18 protein-coding genes and 1 tRNA gene are annotated in these 16,961 nt (G+C 65.4%); 8 read left to right on the top strand and 11 right to left on the bottom strand.

Going from position 1 to position 16,961, the window contains the following annotated elements:
• Positions 1-46: 46 nt before the first annotated feature.
• From JEY66_RS12140 to chpT, 6 genes are all read right to left on the bottom strand, one after another.
• On the bottom strand, positions 47-919 hold the full coding sequence (locus JEY66_RS12140) for a CheR family methyltransferase (RefSeq protein ID WP_018273266.1): 873 nt from the start codon (positions 917-919) through the stop codon (positions 47-49).
• Complete coding sequence (locus JEY66_RS12135) at positions 916-2,082, bottom strand: protein-glutamate methylesterase/protein-glutamine glutaminase (RefSeq protein WP_026193216.1); 1,167 nt, start codon at positions 2,080-2,082, stop codon at positions 916-918. Before JEY66_RS12135 ends, JEY66_RS12140 begins: the two co-directional genes overlap by 4 nt.
• 75 nt (positions 2,083-2,157) lie before the next feature.
• The gene (locus tag JEY66_RS12130; protein ID WP_018273268.1) at positions 2,158-2,523 is read right to left on the bottom strand and encodes a response regulator; all 366 of its coding nucleotides are present in this window, start codon (positions 2,521-2,523) and stop codon (positions 2,158-2,160) included.
• A gap of 63 nt (positions 2,524-2,586) precedes the next feature.
• A complete protein-coding gene (locus JEY66_RS12125) occupies positions 2,587-3,057 on the bottom strand; it encodes a chemotaxis protein CheW (protein WP_038378930.1) in 471 nt (156 codons plus the stop codon).
• Between the two features lie 22 nt (positions 3,058-3,079).
• On the bottom strand, positions 3,080-5,788 hold the full coding sequence (locus JEY66_RS12120) for a hybrid sensor histidine kinase/response regulator (RefSeq protein ID WP_209910425.1): 2,709 nt from the start codon (positions 5,786-5,788) through the stop codon (positions 3,080-3,082).
• A 202-nt stretch (positions 5,789-5,990) separates the two neighbouring features.
• Complete coding sequence (chpT, locus tag JEY66_RS12115) at positions 5,991-6,638, bottom strand: histidine phosphotransferase ChpT (protein WP_026193217.1); 648 nt, start codon at positions 6,636-6,638, stop codon at positions 5,991-5,993.
• A gap of 155 nt (positions 6,639-6,793) precedes the next feature.
• Here chpT and cysQ point away from each other — a divergent pair, with 155 nt between their 5' ends.
• The gene (gene cysQ, locus JEY66_RS12110) at positions 6,794-7,621 is read left to right on the top strand and encodes a 3'(2'),5'-bisphosphate nucleotidase CysQ (RefSeq protein WP_018273270.1); all 828 of its coding nucleotides are present in this window, start codon (positions 6,794-6,796) and stop codon (positions 7,619-7,621) included.
• Here the strand turns inward: cysQ and JEY66_RS12105 are convergent, their stop codons facing one another.
• Entirely contained in the window at positions 7,622-8,086 is a 465-nt protein-coding gene (locus JEY66_RS12105) for a YHS domain-containing (seleno)protein (RefSeq protein WP_016843675.1), read from the bottom strand. It abuts the gene before it with no gap.
• A 153-nt stretch (positions 8,087-8,239) separates the two neighbouring features.
• Between JEY66_RS12105 and JEY66_RS12100 the strand changes: the two genes are divergently transcribed.
• The 3 genes from JEY66_RS12100 (at position 8,240) to JEY66_RS12090 (ending at position 10,553) form a co-directional block, all read left to right on the top strand.
• Positions 8,240-8,845 carry a DUF1134 domain-containing protein gene (locus JEY66_RS12100; RefSeq protein ID WP_016843676.1) on the top strand — a complete coding sequence of 202 codons (606 nt, stop codon included), beginning with the start codon at positions 8,240-8,242 and terminating at the stop codon, positions 8,843-8,845.
• A gap of 236 nt (positions 8,846-9,081) precedes the next feature.
• Positions 9,082-10,365 carry a coiled-coil domain-containing protein gene (locus JEY66_RS12095; RefSeq protein ID WP_016843677.1) on the top strand — a complete coding sequence of 428 codons (1,284 nt, stop codon included), beginning with the start codon at positions 9,082-9,084 and terminating at the stop codon, positions 10,363-10,365.
• 113 nt (positions 10,366-10,478) lie between these two features.
• Positions 10,479-10,553 (top strand) — tRNA-Val (locus JEY66_RS12090).
• Positions 10,554-10,644: 91 nt separating this feature from the next.
• Here the strand turns inward: JEY66_RS12090 and JEY66_RS12085 are convergent.
• Entirely contained in the window at positions 10,645-10,950 is a 306-nt protein-coding gene (locus tag JEY66_RS12085; protein WP_018273271.1) for a hypothetical protein, read from the bottom strand.
• 179 nt (positions 10,951-11,129) lie between these two features.
• Between JEY66_RS12085 and JEY66_RS12080 the strand changes: the two genes are divergently transcribed.
• A complete protein-coding gene (locus tag JEY66_RS12080) occupies positions 11,130-11,501 on the top strand; it encodes a DUF4118 domain-containing protein (RefSeq protein WP_016843685.1) in 372 nt (123 codons plus the stop codon).
• Positions 11,502-11,570: 69 nt separating this feature from the next.
• On the opposite strand, the gene JEY66_RS12075 is transcribed toward JEY66_RS12080, so the two are convergent.
• Positions 11,571-11,711: a hypothetical protein gene (locus JEY66_RS12075; RefSeq protein ID WP_016843686.1), complete on the bottom strand. Its 141-nt coding sequence runs from the start codon at positions 11,709-11,711 to the stop codon at positions 11,571-11,573.
• A gap of 180 nt (positions 11,712-11,891) precedes the next feature.
• On the opposite strand from JEY66_RS12075, the gene JEY66_RS12070 reads away from it, so the two are divergent.
• On the top strand, positions 11,892-12,125 hold the full coding sequence (locus JEY66_RS12070; RefSeq protein ID WP_240536884.1) for a hypothetical protein: 234 nt from the start codon (positions 11,892-11,894) through the stop codon (positions 12,123-12,125).
• A 423-nt stretch (positions 12,126-12,548) separates the two neighbouring features.
• Here JEY66_RS12070 and JEY66_RS12065 read toward each other — a convergent pair whose 3' ends face one another.
• Positions 12,549-13,085, bottom strand: coding sequence for a hypothetical protein (locus JEY66_RS12065; RefSeq protein ID WP_026193219.1), 537 nt, complete (start codon positions 13,083-13,085; stop codon positions 12,549-12,551).
• Between the two features lie 50 nt (positions 13,086-13,135).
• Positions 13,136-14,683, bottom strand: coding sequence for an acetolactate synthase large subunit (locus tag JEY66_RS12060; protein WP_018273273.1), 1,548 nt, complete (start codon positions 14,681-14,683; stop codon positions 13,136-13,138).
• Positions 14,684-15,072: 389 nt separating this feature from the next.
• On the opposite strand from JEY66_RS12060, the gene JEY66_RS12055 reads away from it, so the two are divergent.
• Both JEY66_RS12055 and JEY66_RS12050 read left to right on the top strand, forming a co-directional pair.
• On the top strand, positions 15,073-15,648 hold the full coding sequence (locus JEY66_RS12055; protein ID WP_018273274.1) for a L,D-transpeptidase: 576 nt from the start codon (positions 15,073-15,075) through the stop codon (positions 15,646-15,648).
• Positions 15,649-15,741: 93 nt separating this feature from the next.
• A complete protein-coding gene (locus JEY66_RS12050; protein ID WP_016843691.1) occupies positions 15,742-16,542 on the top strand; it encodes a DUF2927 domain-containing protein in 801 nt (266 codons plus the stop codon).
• Positions 16,543-16,961: the final 419 nt, after the last annotated feature.

Raw genomic sequence — 16,961 nt, 5'->3', positions numbered from 1 at the left:
GCTCAGGATGACGGACGAACAATTGACGATCGTTCAGGAAACGCACTCACCGCGCAGCGGACGCGACCGCCTTCAGCACATGCAGCGCGGCGCCGGCGCGCGCGACTGGCGCAGTGTTCGGCTGATACAGCCCGCGCCGCTCGGGATAGGGCCTGAACAGGTTGGTGATGCCGACCACGGATTCCGCAGCGCCAAGCGCCAGCACGCCGTCGGGCTCGAGCATCCGGGCCACCTTGCCGAAGACACCGGCCTTGGTCTGCTGATCGAAATAGATCAGCACGTTGCGGCAGAAGATCACGTCGAAGGTGCCGAGATGCGAGACGTCCTGCAACAGATTGAGCTGGCGATGCTGCACCATCCCGCGGATATCGGCGTTCAGCTGCCAAAGCTCGCCCTTCTGCACGAAATACTTGACCAGCAGCTGGATCGGCAGGCCGCGCTGCACCTCGAACTGGCTGAACAGGCCGGCCTTGGCCTTTTCGAGCACCGCCTGCGACAGGTCGGTGGCGACGATCTCGATGCGCCAGCCGGCAAACAGCGCAGTCATCTCCTTCAGCAGCATCGCGATCGAATACGGCTCCTGCCCGGTCGACGACGCCGCGCACCAGATGCGCAAGCTGCGGCGCGCCGCGCGCGCCTGCGCGAGCGCGGGCAGCACCGCTTCCTTCAGATGGTCGAACGGGATCTTGTCGCGAAAGAAGAAGGTCTCGTTGGTGGTCATCGCTTCGACCACCTCCGATGTCAGCAGCTCGGCGCCACCCTTCATCCGCTGCACCAGCTCGGGAATCCCGGCGAGATTCGACCTGCGCGCCAGGGGCAGCAGGCGGCTCTCGACGAGATATTGCTTGTCGGCGGAGAGATCGAGGCCGGAACGCTCCTTCAGCAGCTTGCGCAGATACTCGTAATCCAGCGGCGTCACGAACGGTCTCCCGCAAATACCCGAACAAGCTTCGGTGCGATCTGGTTGAGCGGCAGCACCGCGGCGCAGATGCCGGCATTGACCGCGGCACCGGGCATGCCCCACACCACGCTGGTTGCTTCGTCCTGGGCGATCACGCTGCCGCCGGCGGCGACGATGTCCTTGCCGCCGCGCATGCCGTCGGAGCCCATGCCGGTCAGGATCACCGACATGATGCTGCCCTGCCAGACATCGATCGCGGAGGTGAACATCGGATCCACCGCGGGCTTGCAGAAATTGACCGGCGGCCCGTCGTCGAGCGCGATCGTGGCATCGACGCCGTGGCGCGCGATGCGCATGTGGCGCCCGCCCGGCGCCAGATAGATCTGGCCCGGCTTGATGCTCTCGCCGTCGATCCCCTCATGCGCCGGCCGCTTGCTGGTGCGCGCCAGATGCTCGGCGAGAATAGTCGTGAAGGTCGGCGGCATGTGCTGGGTGATCAGCACCGGGAAGCGATCGATCACCGGACCGATCTCGGCGACCAGCGTCATCAGCGCCTGCGGTCCGCCGGTCGACGAGCCGACCAGCAGCACCTTGGGCGGCAGCAGGCCGAACGAACGGCGCGTGGCCTGGGCCGGCGCCGGGTGCGCGGCAGCGGGAGCCAGCGGACGCGGTCTGTCATGACCGGGCGCAAGCGGCGGGCTTGCCGTCGTATGCACCGGGCTGCGCCGCGCCTTGGCGCCGAGGTGACGGATCTTCTGGATCAGGTCATGGCGGAAGGTTTCCGCGGCGGTGGCCTCGCGCGTGCTTTCCGGCTTCGGAATGTAGTCGGACGCACCGAGCGAGAGTGCCTTCAGGCTGATCTCCGCGTTGCGGCGGGTCAGCGTGGAGGCCATGATGACGACGAGATCGCGCTTCTTTGCCAGCAGCTGCGGTAGCGCCGAGATGCCGTCGAGGTCGGGCATCTCGATATCGAGCACCGCGACATCGGGGTTGATGCGCTCGAGCTGGTTGACGGCGTCGAGGCCGGTACGCAGCGAGGCGACGACCTCCATGTCGGGCTCGACGCCGATCCAGCGCGAGATCATCCCGCGGATCACCACGGAATCGTCGACCACCATCACCCGCACCTTGTCGGAACGGGTCGATGTCGGGACCGCAGTACTTGTCAACGCAACACTCATGACTTCACCAGCGACGCAACACGACGCACAACAACCGTTGAGCCGAAGGCTTCTGCCGCCGGACCGAACGTAGACCTAAATGAGTCCGACTTCCTGGAACTTCGCGGTGACGATGTCCCGGTCGAACGGCTTCATGATGTACTCGTTGGCACCGGCATGCAGCGCGCGTGCGATATGCGCGACGTCATTCTCGGTGGTGCAGAACACGACCTTGGGCTGATCGCCGCCGGGCATGCGGCGGAGATTGCCGAGAAACTCGTAGCCGTCCATGACCGGCATGTTCCAGTCGAGCAGCACGGCTTCCGGCATCGCGCGCTTACAGGCCTCGAGCGCCTTGGCGCCGTCCTCGGCCTCGACGATCTGGAAATCGAGCCCTTCCAGGATGCGGCGGGCGACCTTGCGAATGACGCTTGAGTCATCGACAACAAGACAGGTTCTCATCTGCGACCTCTACTTCCTCATCCCCGGTGGGATGTTTCAGTTCTTCAGTTCGGGCGGCCCTGTTCACGCCGCTTTGGCATCGGGCACCAGTTCGAGCACGCGATCGACATCGAGGACGACCATGAGCTGGCCGTCGAGGCGGTGGACGCCGCCGGCGAGCTTGGCCATGCGGGGATCGAGGTTGACCGGATTGTCCTCGCGGCTGTCGTCGGGCAGCCGCAGCACCTCGCCGATCTGGTCGATCAACAGGCCATAGGATTCGCCGCGCTGGTCGACGCCGACCGCCATCGGCAACTGGCCGTCGTCGGCCTTCGGCAGCCCGAGCCGGGCGCGCATGTCGACCACGGTGACGATGCGGCCGCGCAGATTGAGCACGCCGGCGATCTCGCTGGAGGCCAGCGGCACCCGCGTCAGCCGCTCCGGCATGAACACGTCCTGCACCCGCGAGATCGGCAGCCCGAACAGCTGGCCGCCGATCACGGCGGTGACGTATTCGGCCATCGCGCCTTCACTGGTTTCGGTCTTGCTGGTCATCAATTCTGTTCCTTGCATCCGGTCAGGCCGCGCGGCGCAGTTCGGCGGTCTGCTCTTTCAGCGCCGCGATCAGCCCGGGACGATCGAACTTGGCGACATAGTCGTGGAAGCCGGCCTGCCGGCCGCGCTCGATCGCCGCCGGCGACACCATCGCCGACAGCGCGATGATCGGCAGCTGGTTGAAGTTGTGGTCGCTGCGGATGTTCTCGGCGAACTCGAAGCCGTTCATCTCGGGCATCTCGATGTCGGTCAGCACGACGTCGAAGCTTTGCCCCGAACGCAGCGCGGCGAGCCCTTCCTGCGCGCCGCCCGCGGTCCGCACCTTGTAGCCGGCGGCCTTCAAGACCGGCGCCAGCATGTTGCGGAAGAACGCACTGTCATCGACCAGCAGCACCGACTGCGCCGAGGCCGACGGGCGCATCTCCTTGCGCGAGAACCAGTCGGCGAACGCCATCGGCAGGAAGTGGCCGACGTCGATCACCTCGGTGGCCTGGCCCTTGATCACCGCCGAGCCGAGGATGCCGTCCTGGCTGCCCGCGACCTCGATGTTGAGCCGCTCCTCGACGATGTCGATGATCTCGTCGACCACGAGCCCCATCGAGCGGCCGTCGTCGGCGAACACCAGGATCGGCTGCGAGCCCTGGTTCTGCACCTCGACCCCGGCCATCTGCACCAGCGGCATCAGCTGCTCGCGGTACTGCACCATGTAGCGGCCGTTCGAGAGCTCGATCTTGTCGGTTGCGATCTCTTCCAGCCGGGTGACGAGGCCGAGCGGCACCGCCTTGGGCTGGCTCGAGCCGGCGCGGAACACCAGCAGCGAGGTCAACTGCTCGCCGCTATTGGCGTGCGCGCTCGCGCTGTCGTCGGCCAGGTCATGGGCCGAGGAGCCGGACGCGCCGAGCGCTTTCGCGATGCCATTGGGGTCGATGATCATGATGACGGCGCCATCGCCAAGGATGGTGTTACCGGAGAACATGTCGATGTGCCGCAGCTTGGTCGACATCGGCTTGACCACGATCTCCTCGGTGTGGAACACGCCGTCGACCACGATGCCGAAGGTCTGGCTGCCCACCTGCGTGACCACGATGAAGCCGTTCTCGGCGTCGGTGGAGGTCGCGCCGTCGTCGATCTTCAAGAGCTTCTTGAGGTGGATCAGCGGCAGCAGCTTGTTGCGCAGCCGCAAGACCGCGGTGTCCTTGATCCGCTCGATGCGGTGCTCGGAGTTGGCGCGGGCCCGCACCAGCTCGACCACAGACAACTGGGGAATCGCAAAACGGTCGCCGCCGGCTTCCACGATCAGCGCGGAGACGATCGCCAGGGTCAGCGGGATCTTGATGGTGACGGAGGCGCCCTCGCCGGCCACGCTCTTGATGTCGATGGTGCCGCCGATCTGGTCGATATTGGTGCGCACCACGTCCATGCCGACGCCGCGGCCGGACACCGAGGTCACCTGCGCGGCGGTCGAGAAGCCCGGCGCGAAGATGAACTTGTGGATCTGGGCCTCGGTCATCTTCTCCAGCTCGGCCTCGGTGACGAGACCGTTCTGGAGCGCCTTGGCCTTGATCCGCTCGGTGTTGAGCCCGCGGCCATTGTCGGCGATGCAGATGATGATGTGGCCGCCCTCGTGATAGGCGGAGAGGCGAATGGTGCCCTGTTCCGGCTTGCCGGCGGCGACCCGCTCGGCGGTGGTCTCGAGCCCATGATCGGCGGAGTTGCGCACCATGTGCGTCAGCGGATCCTTGATCAGGTCGAGCACCTGGCGGTCGAGCTCGGTGTCGGCGCCGTGCATCTCGAGCTCGATCTGCTTGCCGAGTTCGCCGGAGAGATCGCGAACGATGCGCGGCAGCTTCTGCCAGGCATTGCCGATCGGCTGCATGCGCGTCTTCATGACGCCTTCCTGCAGCTCGGCGGTGACGTTGGAGAGCCGCTGCAACGGCACCTTGAACTCGGTGTCCTCGTTGCGGCGGGAGATCTCCAGCAGCTGGTTGCGGGTCAGCACCAGCTCGGAGACCATGGTCATGAGGTGTTCGAGGGTGTCGACATTGACCCGGATCGACTGGTTGGCGATCTTGTCGCCTTCCTGGACATCTTCACCGGCGGCCTTGCGGGCCGGCTTCTTCACAGCCTCAGCGGGCTCGGCGGCGGGCGCCGCGGCGGGCTTGGCGGCCGGTGCCGGCGCGGCGACTTCGGTCTCGGTCTCGCGGAAGGCGCGCTCGAGCTCGTCGAGCGAGACCTCGCCCGGACGCAGCGGACGCTCCAGCGTCTGCACCACCAGGGTGCCTTCGGTCATTGCCGCCTGCACCGACGGAGCTTCGACGACCGGCACATCTTCTTCAGCAGCAGACATCGCCGCCATGCCGTGCTCGACCATCGCCTCGAGCTGATCGATCAGGTCGCGGTCGTTGCCTTCAGGCTCGGCCTCGGTCGCCTCAAGGCCGCCAAGGATCTCCTTGATGCGGTCGATCGAGGACAGGATCAGCGTCACGGCTTCCGCCTTTACCGGCATGCCGTCGCGGAATTTGCCCATCAACGTCTCGCCGGCATGCGCCAGCGCCTCGAGCCGCGGCAGCCCGAGGAAGCCGCAGGTCCCCTTGATGGTGTGCACCAGGCGGAAAATGTTATCCAGGATCTTCGCGTTGTTCGGATCCTGCTCGAACTGCACCAGCTGGTTGTCGACCGTATCCAGGCTCTCGCTGCTCTCCGTCAGGAACTCGCGCAACAGATCGTCCATGAAACCAACCTTCGAAAAACGCCGAAAACGCTGCGGCGCGCGACATCGACGCGCCTGACGGGAACCCGGTCAGCTTCTCCGCAAAGCGTTTAAGTTTGGTTGAGCAAATGGAAAGGAACGGGATCAACAAAGAGATAAGGCCGCGCGATCGAATCGCGCGGCCGGTCGTAACCTTTGATTAATGATGTCGGCGCGGTCGCGTTCAGGACGCGACGACGATGACCTTTTCACCGTCGAGCGCGAGCGTCACCTTCAGCCCGCAGGCTTCCGCCAGCAGACGGGTGTAGTGCGGCTGCACCGCATGCGCATCGACCGTGTTCGACGAGCTTCCATTGAGGAGGTCGACGATGTTCTGCGGCACGCGCGCATTGAGGCCCGCAGCCGTGATGCGGAAGCTCATGGCCTCGCCTTCGCCGACCGGATCGATCGTGAGCGTGCCGCCGCGCGGGATCGTCTGCTGCGCGATGACCAGCATGTTCAGCAGCAGCTTGACCCGGTTCTTGGGCAGGAGCAGCCGCGGCAAATTCCAGGTCAGCGTCACCTTGCCGTCCTCGATATGCCCCTTCGCCATGTTCTGGGCATCGCCGAGGTCGATCTGCGCGCCGGAGGAACCGGCCGCGCCGAACGCCAGCCGGCAGAACTGCAACCGCGCCGAAGCGGTCTTGGCGCTCTTGCGAATCAGATCGAGCGCGAAGTCGCGGTCTTCCGGCTTGGGATTGTCGTCAAGGACCTCAAGCCCATTGACGATAGCGCCGACCGGACTGATGAGATCGTGACAGACCCGCGAGCACAACAGCGCCGCGAGTTCGAGCGCATCGGGAGCGGGACCGGGAGACGAAGTGCCAGACATCAATTGTTTCCTGGAAAGCCGCACGCCGACCGAGGAGTGCGAATCACGCATGCCTGTCGGCTTGATACACCGCGCAGACGGATGCTGCCAGCTTGCGGCGGGGCTGATAAGGGAACACAAACAGGATATGCGACCCGCTGATATGAGACCCGCACATGAATAAGGCACAGCCGCCCCTGATCGGCTGCGAGGGCGCCACGACGCTGCTCGAATCACTGACCGAACTGGTTATCCGCGCCGGCGAGGCGATCCTTGCGGTCAATCGTTCGACGATGAATGTTGCCGGCAAAGGCGACGGGTCGCCGGTCACCGAGGCCGATCTCGCCGCCGACCACATCATCGTCGAAGGCCTGACGCGGCTCGCGCCGCAGGTGTCGCTGCTGTCGGAGGAGCGCGTCGATCTGGCGACGCCGCCCTACAAGGACAGTTTCTTCCTGATCGATCCGCTCGACGGCACCAAGGAGTTCGTCGCCGGACGCAATGAATTCACCGTCAATGTGGCGCTGGTTACGCAAGGCGTGCCGCTGCTCGGCATCATCGGCGCGCCGGCGCTCGGCCTGATCTGGCGCGGCATCGTCGGCAAGGGCGCGGAACGGTTGACGCTGCAGGGCGGCGCGGTTTCGCAGGCGGTGCCGATCAAAACCCGCCCCTGCCCGCCGCGCGGCGCGCCGTGGACGGTGGCAGTGAGCCGCTCACATGGCGATGCGCGCACCGAAGCCTTCATCGACGCGCGCGGCGGCGCGGTCCGCGCCGTGCTGGGCTCGGCCGTCAAATTCGGCCGCGTCGCCGAGGGCGAAGTCGACATCTATCCCCGCCTGTCGCCGACATCAGAGTGGGATGTGGCGGCCGGTCACGCGGTCGTCGTTGCGGCCGGCGGCAAGGTCACCGATTCGAAGGGAAGCCCGTTGCATTTCGGGCTGGGCCGCGAAGACTTTCTGGTGCCGGAATTCATTGCCTGGGGCGATCCGGCCGCGGCGCCGTGATCACTGCGCGAGATTGTCTTCCAGCTCCGGCCAACGCGCCGCGGCTTCCTTCAAAAAGCGCGCGGGATCGGCGGCGAACGCGTCACGGCTGCGTTCCCGGTTGAACAAATAAAGCCTGTTCCCGACCACGGCCCAGAATCGCGGATTGCCCGCGCAGGTGACGCCCCGCACCAGATCGGTCGGATCGTAGCCGCCGAATTGCGGGCCATAGATTTCCGGATGCGCCACGAACGAGGCGCGGTTGCCCTCGTTGCGGAAACGCCAGACCACGCCGCTCTCGGCGGCCTCGAATTCCGGCCGCCCCTGGGTGGCGGCGGCGTCGGTGAAATAGGCGACGGGATCGAATCCCTCGATCGCCAATCCGGAGTAGCGGTTCGTCACCACGCGCTCGGTTGTGGTGGCCTCGACAGGCAAAGAGGGCCAGACGGCCGCCAAAATGCCCGCCAACAGGCCGAAAAACGCCATCCCCCGGCGCGATCCATATCTTTCCTGCCGTTGTGCCGTCATAGTTGATACCGATAACATCCGAGTCGAGGGGACACCGGGCGCAACCTAGAGCCGTGCCTGTTGGCATCAGGTTAAAGGGCAGCGCCCGGATTTCGATAGCAGGGGTTCTTAATGACTTTCGCATCACGCCTTGCCGCGGTCGCGTTTGCCGCGCTGATGTGCTGGAGCGCAGGGGCGTCCGCGCAGCAGGGCCCGCCACCGCAATATCCGCCGCCACAGCGTGAACCGACCCCGTATACTTACGGGCCCGACGAACTGGTCAATGCCGGACACAAGTTCTTCGGCAATGTCTCGCGCGGACTCGCCTCGGTCATCGAGCGCGCCGTCAGCCAGTGGGGCCTGCCCAATGGTTATGTGCTGGGCGAGGAAGGCTCCGGCGCCTTCGTGGCCGGGCTGCGCTATGGCGAGGGCACGCTCTACACCAAGAACGCCGGCGACCTCAGGGTCTACTGGCAGGGCCCCTCGGTCGGCTTCGACTGGGGCGGCGACGGCGCGAGGACCATGACGCTGGTCTACAACCTGCCATCGACCCAGGCGATCTATCAGCGCTTCGTCGGCATCGACGGCTCGGCCTATATCGTCGGCGGCTTCGGCATGACGGCGCTGACCGCCAACAACATCGTGCTGGTCCCGATTCGCTCGGGCATCGGCCTGCGGCTCGGCGCCAGCGTCGGCTATCTCAAATTCACCCCGCGCGCGACCTGGAACCCGTTCTAGAGCGTTTCCAGCGACGCGGACGCCGGTTCGCATCACGAAAACGCGTCAAGACAGAATCCAGAGCCTCGTTCCGACTCAATCGGAACGAAGCTCGAGGTCGCAGCCTGATCGGGCGATGAGGCCGGCGCTCCGGCACGGTTGGCAATTCAGGTTAACGCGGCAATCGGGCTGGCCTTCGGCCGGCCCGCCGTGGCATTGTGATTAACAAATTCCTTCTTTCCTTGGAGTGACCCTTCATGATCGAGCCGATCATGTACGCGGCGATCGGTTTCCTGATCTCGATGCTGTGCGGCCTGATGATCGTTCCGCTGGTGCATAACCGGGCGGTGCGGCTGACCACGCGTCGCATGGAGGCGGCCACCCCGCTGTCGATGGCCGAGATCCAGGCCGACAAGGACCAGCTCCGCGCCGAATTCGCCATGTCGGCCCGCCGGCTCGAGATGAGCGTCGACCAGCTCAAGAGCAAGACCACGAGCCAGCTCGCCGAGCTCGGCAAGAAAACCGATGCGATCAACCGCATGAAGATCGAGCTCGGCGAGAAGAATGCCGCGATCTTCGCGCTGGAAGCACGCGAGAAGGCGATGAAGGAGCAGCTTCGCGCCACCGAGGAAGAGTTCTCGGCCAAGACCGAGCTGTTGCGCAACGCCGAGCAGGCGCTGACCGACAAGCAGGGCGAGCTTGGCAGGATCAACGCCGAGCTCAACGACCGCGCGATGACGGCCGACAGCCGCCAGATCGAACTGGTCGCGGTGCGGACCCAGGTCGAGGAGTTGAAGAACCGGGTCGGCGATGCCGCCAGGGAATTCGCGGCAACCGAAGCCCGCCTCGCCCAGGAGCGCAGCCAGTCGGAAACCGCGACGCGCGATCTCACCGACGCGCGCGGCCGGGTCGAGAATCTGAGCCAGCGGGTCACCGACCTCGATCACCAGCTCGTCGCCCAGGTCAAGGAAGCCGAGATGCTCGGCAACCGGGTCAACGACCTCGAGACGCGGCTTGCGACCCAGGGCAAGCTGCTGGCCGAGCGCGAATTCGAGAACGGCCAGTTGAAGCAGGCCAACGCCGCCGCCGAGCGCACCGTGCAGGAGCTGCGCGAGGAGATCTCAGCAGTGGGCGGCGGCAAATCCTCCGCGCTCGACAAGCTGCGCCAGGAGAAGGCTCAAGTCGAAGAGCAGTTGCGCACCGTCAGCGACGAGCGCGGCAAGCTGCAGCGCGACATCAACGCGATTCAGCAGCAGGCCGAGAGCTCCTGGGCGACCGAGCGGATGGAGAATGCGCTGCTGCGCGAGCGCATCAACGACATCGCCGCCGAGGTGGCCAAGCTCGCAATCCAGCTCGAGGGCCCGAATTCGGCGATCGAGGCCATGCTGGCGGCGGAGCCGACGGTGCCGGCCAAGGCGGCGGCCAAGCCCGCCAACGGCGCCTCGCCGGGCAGCGGGATGCCCGAGGGCGGCGGCACGCTCGCCGAGCGCATCCGGGCGCTGCAGTCGCATGCCTCGCGCGCCCGCCAGCAGGGGGCGTGATTCCCGCAGGGTTTGGCTTGACACCCCTGCCCGGCACTTCGTAAATCGCACGCTCTGACGAAGCGCCGCACTCGACCGGCCGCCGACCAGCGGCCTTTGGCACGTCACATCCCGGACGCATAGCTCAGCGGGAGAGCGTTCCCTTCACACGGGAGAGGTCCAAGGTTCGATCCCTTGTGCGTCCACCATTCCCCTTCGGGACCGCCTCGTCAAAAATATCGAAAACAACCCCATGCAAAGTAGCCGACGCCTTAGCGGCGGCGGCCCGGCGTTTCCGGCTCACTGCCGGCGGCGCTGCGGCGCGGATGACGGCTTGGCGGAGCGCCGGCTGAGTTCGCCGAGCAGGTCGCGAACCGCGCCGTCGAGTTCATCGGGCGGCGGGATGGCGTGATCGGTGGGCTGCGTGCCGGACGGCCGATACCAGCCGCGGGCGGAGCTGTCGTCATTGGCGGCGCGAACCCGCGGCGCGCGAATGCGAACGCGCGGGGCAGACCGCCGCCGGCGGCGCGAGATCAGCTCGCGGACGCCGTACCCCGATACGAACCCGATCCCGGCGACGAGCACGACAATCAGTAATTCCAGCATTGTGCTGCCCCACAATCACCCTGCTGCGATGCAATAAGCGCGACAATGCGGCGGCGGCTTGACCGGGACGGTTCCTTTTCACGGTGTCGAGCAGAACGCCGCCCCACGGAGTCCTACGGGGTTTTGTTTGCGGGCCTCCTCGGCTACCTTCCGGGAACTCGCGGGGGCCGGGAGTCTCGATGCGCAAGGGCAACGACTACATTTTGAAGCTGCGGCCATGGTCCTTGTCGACATTCGTCGTCGCCCTGCTTGCGGTGGTGCTGGCCACCGCGACCCAGGAGATGTTCGCGAGCTTTGGGATGCAGTTCTATTTCGCGGGCTTCGTGCCGGCGATCCTGATCGCCGGCCTGATGGGCGGCGCACCCGCCGGCGCCTTTGCCACGATCATCACGGTTCCGATCGTCTGGTGGGCGTTCATGCCGCCCTATTTCGAGTTTTCCTGGCCGACGGCCGACGACTACGACAGCCTAGCGATGTTCCTGCTGTCGAGCGCGCTCTTGGTCTGCTTCTCGCAGCTCTATCGGGAAGCGCTGGCAATTCTGCGGAAGTAACGGAGGGTGCAGGCCGCAACCGCCCCGCCGGCGGTGCCGGGCCGGTTGCCTGGCGTGGATCGTTCGCCCTCAGATCCCGAACATCCAGATCGCGACGATGGTGGCCAGCGTCGCCACGCCGCTGATGGTCCAGCCCACCGCGTAGAAGCTGTCCTCGGGGGCGGTGTCGAGCACCGTATTGGTGGTTTCCGTCATTGACCGCCAGCGCATGGCGTCTCTCCTCGGAACTCCTGCCCGGCCAGATAACGCGGCGCCCGGTTCCCGGTTCCGCCGGCCTCGCGGCGGCCATGCCGTTCACGCACAGCTCACGGACTGCTGATCGGCGCCGCGGAACCCTGCGACATTCTGTCCCGTTGAGGCTCGCCGGAAACCAACTTGGGAGAATATCCGATGCGAACACTGATCCTCGCCGCCACCGCCCTTGCCTTCGTCTCGTCCACCGCGCTCGCGCAGGACAAGGCGGGCGGCAGCCCGGCCCCCACCGCGCAAAGCGGCGACACCGCGACCAAGGGCGAGGCCGCCAAGGCGCCGAAGAAAGCGAAGAAGACCGCCAAGAAATCGAGCACCAAGACCGGTGCCAAGACCGGTGCCGCCACAACCGGCAGCGATGCCACCAAGCAATAAACAGAAACAATCGCGCTCGGTGATCCACTTGTCGAGCACGGACTTGTCGAGCACGGACTTGGCGATCACGGAAAAGGCCGCCCGAAGGCGGCCTTTTTACTGTCTCGGTGCGGATGCTGCCTCGGCCTGTCACGTCGCAATCAAGTGCGCCGACCACCTCGGGCAGTGCAAGTTGGATCAGTGGAAATTTGGATCAGTGCAAGCTGGACCAGCGAGAGTTGGACCAGCGAATTCAGGTGCGGGAGGGGGAGCGAAAGAGTTGCGGAGCTGATAATCCGCACCGCCATCGGATCGTTCTGAAAATTGACCACCAGCTCCAGTAATTGCTCCACCTCCCGCACTTCTGTTGTGCCGCGCGTGCAGGGGCCACGCATGATCCAAACGGGCTATCACTGCAACGCGGAGCAAGATTCATCGATAGACTTAATGCGGAGCGCCATGGTCGCGCCCGCTCGCGAGCCCGCTCTCGCGTAGCCGCTCGGCAAACCAGAGCGATGTCGCGCTATCGATGGCTCCGCCAACATAGACCTCGGTAAAGCTCACCCCGCTTTGTCCGACGATCACCAGCACACCCATCGCATAGGCAAACCAGACATTCGGATCGGTCAGCGCCTGCAGCTTGCGCTGATCGTGCTCGATCGGCTGGTGATTGCTGTCCTTGCGCAGTTCGATGGCCAGGAGATTGTTCGGGATGTCGCGCTGATGCACGACGATATCGGGATAGATCGACTTGCCGAGATGGTCGTCGGTCGAGCTCCCCGAGCCGCGCGGCAGCCGCAGCGTGCGTTCGCCGAGCCGGTCGTAGTTGCAATCGACCTGCCAGCCGGAAAATTGCCGCTCGACATAGACCGCCAGCCGGTGAGTGAGCGTTCGCTCGCCGAGATCGCGCTCCAGCAGGAACATCTCCTGCGCATAGAATTCCTCCACCGCGGCGATCACCTTGTTCAGCTCGGTCTGCATCGACGCCTCCGACTGGACTGGGCCGCCGCCGCGGCCTTTCAACTACGCCCTTACATCTGCACTTCGATCAGCCGCGGTCCCGGCTCCGCAACGGCTTCCGCGAGCGCCTTGTTGAACTCGTCGGCCGTCGTCACCGCCCTGCCCGGCACTCCCATACCCTTGGCGAGCGCGACGAAGTCGAGCGTCGGCCGGTCGATCTTCAGCATATCCTGCGCCCGCTTGCCCGGCTCGCCGGCGCCGACGCCGTCGAACTCGCCGCGCAGGATCTGATAGATGCGGTTGGCGAACACGATGGTCACCACGTTGAGCCCTTCGCGCGCCTGGGTCCACAGCGACTGGATCGTGTACATCGCGCTGCCGTCGCCGACCATGCAGATCACCTTGCGGTCCGGACAGGCGACCGCGGCGCCGGTCGCGACCGGGGTCGAGAAGCCGATCGAGCCGCCCATGTTCTGCAGCCAGTCATGCGGCGCGGCCGCCGCGGTCGGCGGGAAGAAGCCGCGGCCGGTGGTGACGGATTCATCGACCATGATGGCGTTCTCGGGGATCGCGCAGGCGATCGCCTGCGCGATCGTGGCATGGTTGAGCGCGCCGGTCGGCTTGACCAGTTCCTGGTGCTGCTGCGGCTTGACGTCCTGCGCGGTCGCATGCAGGGCACCGGCGAGCGCCTCGAGCGCCGCGACCGAATTCTCGCCCCAGGCGGTCATGCGATGCACCTCGCAGCCTTCCGCCTTCAGCATGCTCGGCTTGTTCGGATAGGCGAAGAACGCGACGGGATCGTTGGCCTCGACCAGCACGATGTGACGGAAATTTTTCAGGATCGGCAGCGCCTGCTCGATCACATAGGGAATCCGGTTGACCGAGAAGCGGCCGCGGCCGCGCGCCATGCGCGGGTGATAGGTCTGGCCCATCACCGTGCAGCCGGTCTTGCCGGCGATGCGCTCGGCGAGCGCCAGCCCGTGCTCGGTCAGCGCGCTGCCGGTGACGAGCAGCAGCGTATGCGCGGCATCGCCGTGCAGGATCTTCGCCGCGGTATCGACCGCCTGCGGCGAGTAGCTCGGGCGCTGCGTGTCGACGGGCACCTCGGCGATGCCGTCGGCTTCGTTCCAGGCGGTGTCGGCCGGCAGGATCAGGGTTGCGATCTGCGGCGGCGCGCTCCTGGCGGCGGCGATCGCGGCCGCGCCGTCGGCGGCAACCGACCTGGCATCCGGCGAGGTGCGCACCCAGGACGACATCGGCCGCGCCAGGCCCTCGATGTCCGATGTCAGCGGCGCGTTGTAGCCGATGTGGTAGGTGGCATGCTGACCGACGATGTTGACGATGCCGGAATGCGCCTTCTTGGCGTTGTGCAGATTGGCAAGGCCGTTGGCGAGGCCGGGCCCGAGATGCAGCAGCGTCGAGGCCGGCGTTCCCTTCATGCGGAAATAACCGTCGGCCGCACCGGTCACCACGCCTTCGAACAGACCGAGTACGCAGCGCATGCCCGGGACCTTGTCCAGCGCCGCGACGAAATGCATCTCCGAGGTGCCGGGATTGGTAAAGCAGACATCCACGCCGCCTGCGACCAATGTCCGCACCAGACTTTCCGCACCGTTCATGCTCTCGCTCCCGTTTCGAGATGTTCTTGAGGTCGCTTCCGAGCATGATCCGATCCGACTGGATCGGATCATGCTCGTATCCTTTTGTTTGGTCGCGTTTTCTTCACGCGAACCGCTGCCCACTTCGCTTGAAGACGCTCCAGCTTTTGTTTGGTCGCGTTTTCTCGACGCGAACCGGTACCCACTTCGCTTGAAGACGCTCCAGATCAACCATTCTTCATCCGCTTCGTCAAAGGCTTGGCCGGACAATGCAGGTATCGCTTCCGATCTGTTGCCTTTTTAAACCGTGTTGTTCGAAAATGCCTGAGGTCACGGCTTCGTCGCTTGCGAAACGCCGGCAATTATGGCCTCTCTGACTGCATATTTGATTGTTCGCGAGGACGACGACCATGCGCCCGATTGCCTTGATGTTTGCCGCGCTCACGATCCTGGCAGGTGCCGGCCAGGCCCACGCCCAGTTCTTCGACTCCCGCGGCTACCAGGCCGAGCCCCCGAGCTTCTTCGGCGGCGGCGGCGCAAGCCCGATCCCGCGCACGACCGTCAACTACCCGACCAACTACGCCCCCGGCACCATCGTGGTGAACACCGCCGAGCGCCGGCTCTATCTGGTGCTGGCGAACGGCCAGGCGCTGCGCTACGGCATCGGCGTCGGCCGCGACGGCTTCCGCTGGGGCGGCGTCCACCGCATCTCCGCAAAGAAGGAATGGCCGTCGTGGACGCCGCCGTCGCAGATGCTGCGCCGCCGCCCCGATCTGCCGCGCCACATGAACGGCGGTATCGAGAACCCGCTCGGCGCGCGCGCGATGTATCTCGGCTCGACGCTCTACCGCATCCACGGTTCGAACGAGCCGGAGACGATCGGCCAGGCCGTCTCGTCGGGCTGCTTCCGCATGACCAACGACGACGTCACCGATCTCTATGGTCGCGTCTCGGTCGGCACCACCGTGGTGGTGAAGAACAACTGATCGCGTCGATTTCAACGGAACCAGGCGCCGCCATTCGGGAAGATCGCTGATCCCGCCTTGCGCTGCCGCAAACCTTGCGGCAGCGTTGTCATAATGCCCCAGCACCGTCCCTCGATCCTCGTCCTTCTCGCCGCAGCGCTCGCCGCTTGCCTCGCTGATGCCGCGGTGCCCGCGGCTGCCACCGAGGTACCGGCGATCGCCGCGCGCCAGCGCAACGAGAAGAAGGTCTTCACCGACGCCGAGATCGTCGAGGGCTTTCTGAAAACCGCGTTCGGCGCCGAATATCATCTCGCCGGACGAGTCGACCGCATCCGCAAATACGACAGTCCGGTGCGCGTGTTCGCCGACGGCAGCCGCGCCGACCGCAAGACCCAGCTCGCCAAGGTCGTCGCCGACATCCGCGCCAAGGTGCAGCATCTCGACATCGCGATGACCGAGAACAGCGAAGCGGCCAATGTCGTGGTCAAGCTGGTGCGCGACCGCGAGCTGTACCGCACCATCGCGACCTTCTACGGCCAGGAGCGCGCCAGGGAGATCCGGTCCTCGCTCGACCCGCAATGCCTGTCCGGCTTCCGCAAGAACGAGAACTACGAGATCGAGCATTCCGACGTGATCCTCACCGTCGACAACGGCGATTTCGTCTTCCTCGACTGCGCCTATGAGGAGCTGTTGCAGTCGCTCGGCCCGATCAACGACACCGCCACCGTGCCCTGGACCATGTTCAACGACAACGTCTCGATGGGCTATTTCGACGTCTACGACCAATATCTGCTCAACCTGCTCTACGACCCGCGCATCAAGCCCGGCATGACCGTGCAGGAGGTCAAGGCCGTGCTGCCCGCCGTGCTCGCCGACGCCCGCGCCTGGGTGGCGAAGGTGAACCATCTGGAGTGAGGGGGCGGCTTTTTTGTGTGCAAATGCTCGTCGCACACAACACCGTCGTCCCCGGCGAAGGCCGGGACCCATCACCACAGGGTCGCGTTGTTGAAAACAGGCAGTGGCCCCAGCGTCCTACAACAATTCGCATTCGTGGTTATGGGTCCCGGCCTGCGCCGGGACGACACTGAGTTTGTTGCGCGACTTGTGAGTCACTGATCCGCATTCTCGCGACATAAGCGTGCGATCTCCCCAATCGTCGTCCTGGCGAAAGCCAGGCCTGCGCCGGGACGACATCGAGTTTGTTGCGCGAGCTGTGAGTCAGACTTCCGCATTCTCGCGCGGACTCAACCGCGTAACGGACGCACCGGCAGCAGGGTTCCCTCTCCCCTTGCGGGAGAGGGTTAGGAAGAGGGGTGCCACACGACGTGAGCTCT

It is taken from the genome of Bradyrhizobium elkanii USDA 76, from assembly GCF_023278185.1.
GTDB lineage: Bacteria > Pseudomonadota > Alphaproteobacteria > Rhizobiales > Xanthobacteraceae > Bradyrhizobium > Bradyrhizobium elkanii.
This window is presented reverse-complemented; position numbering and strand designations above follow the sequence as displayed.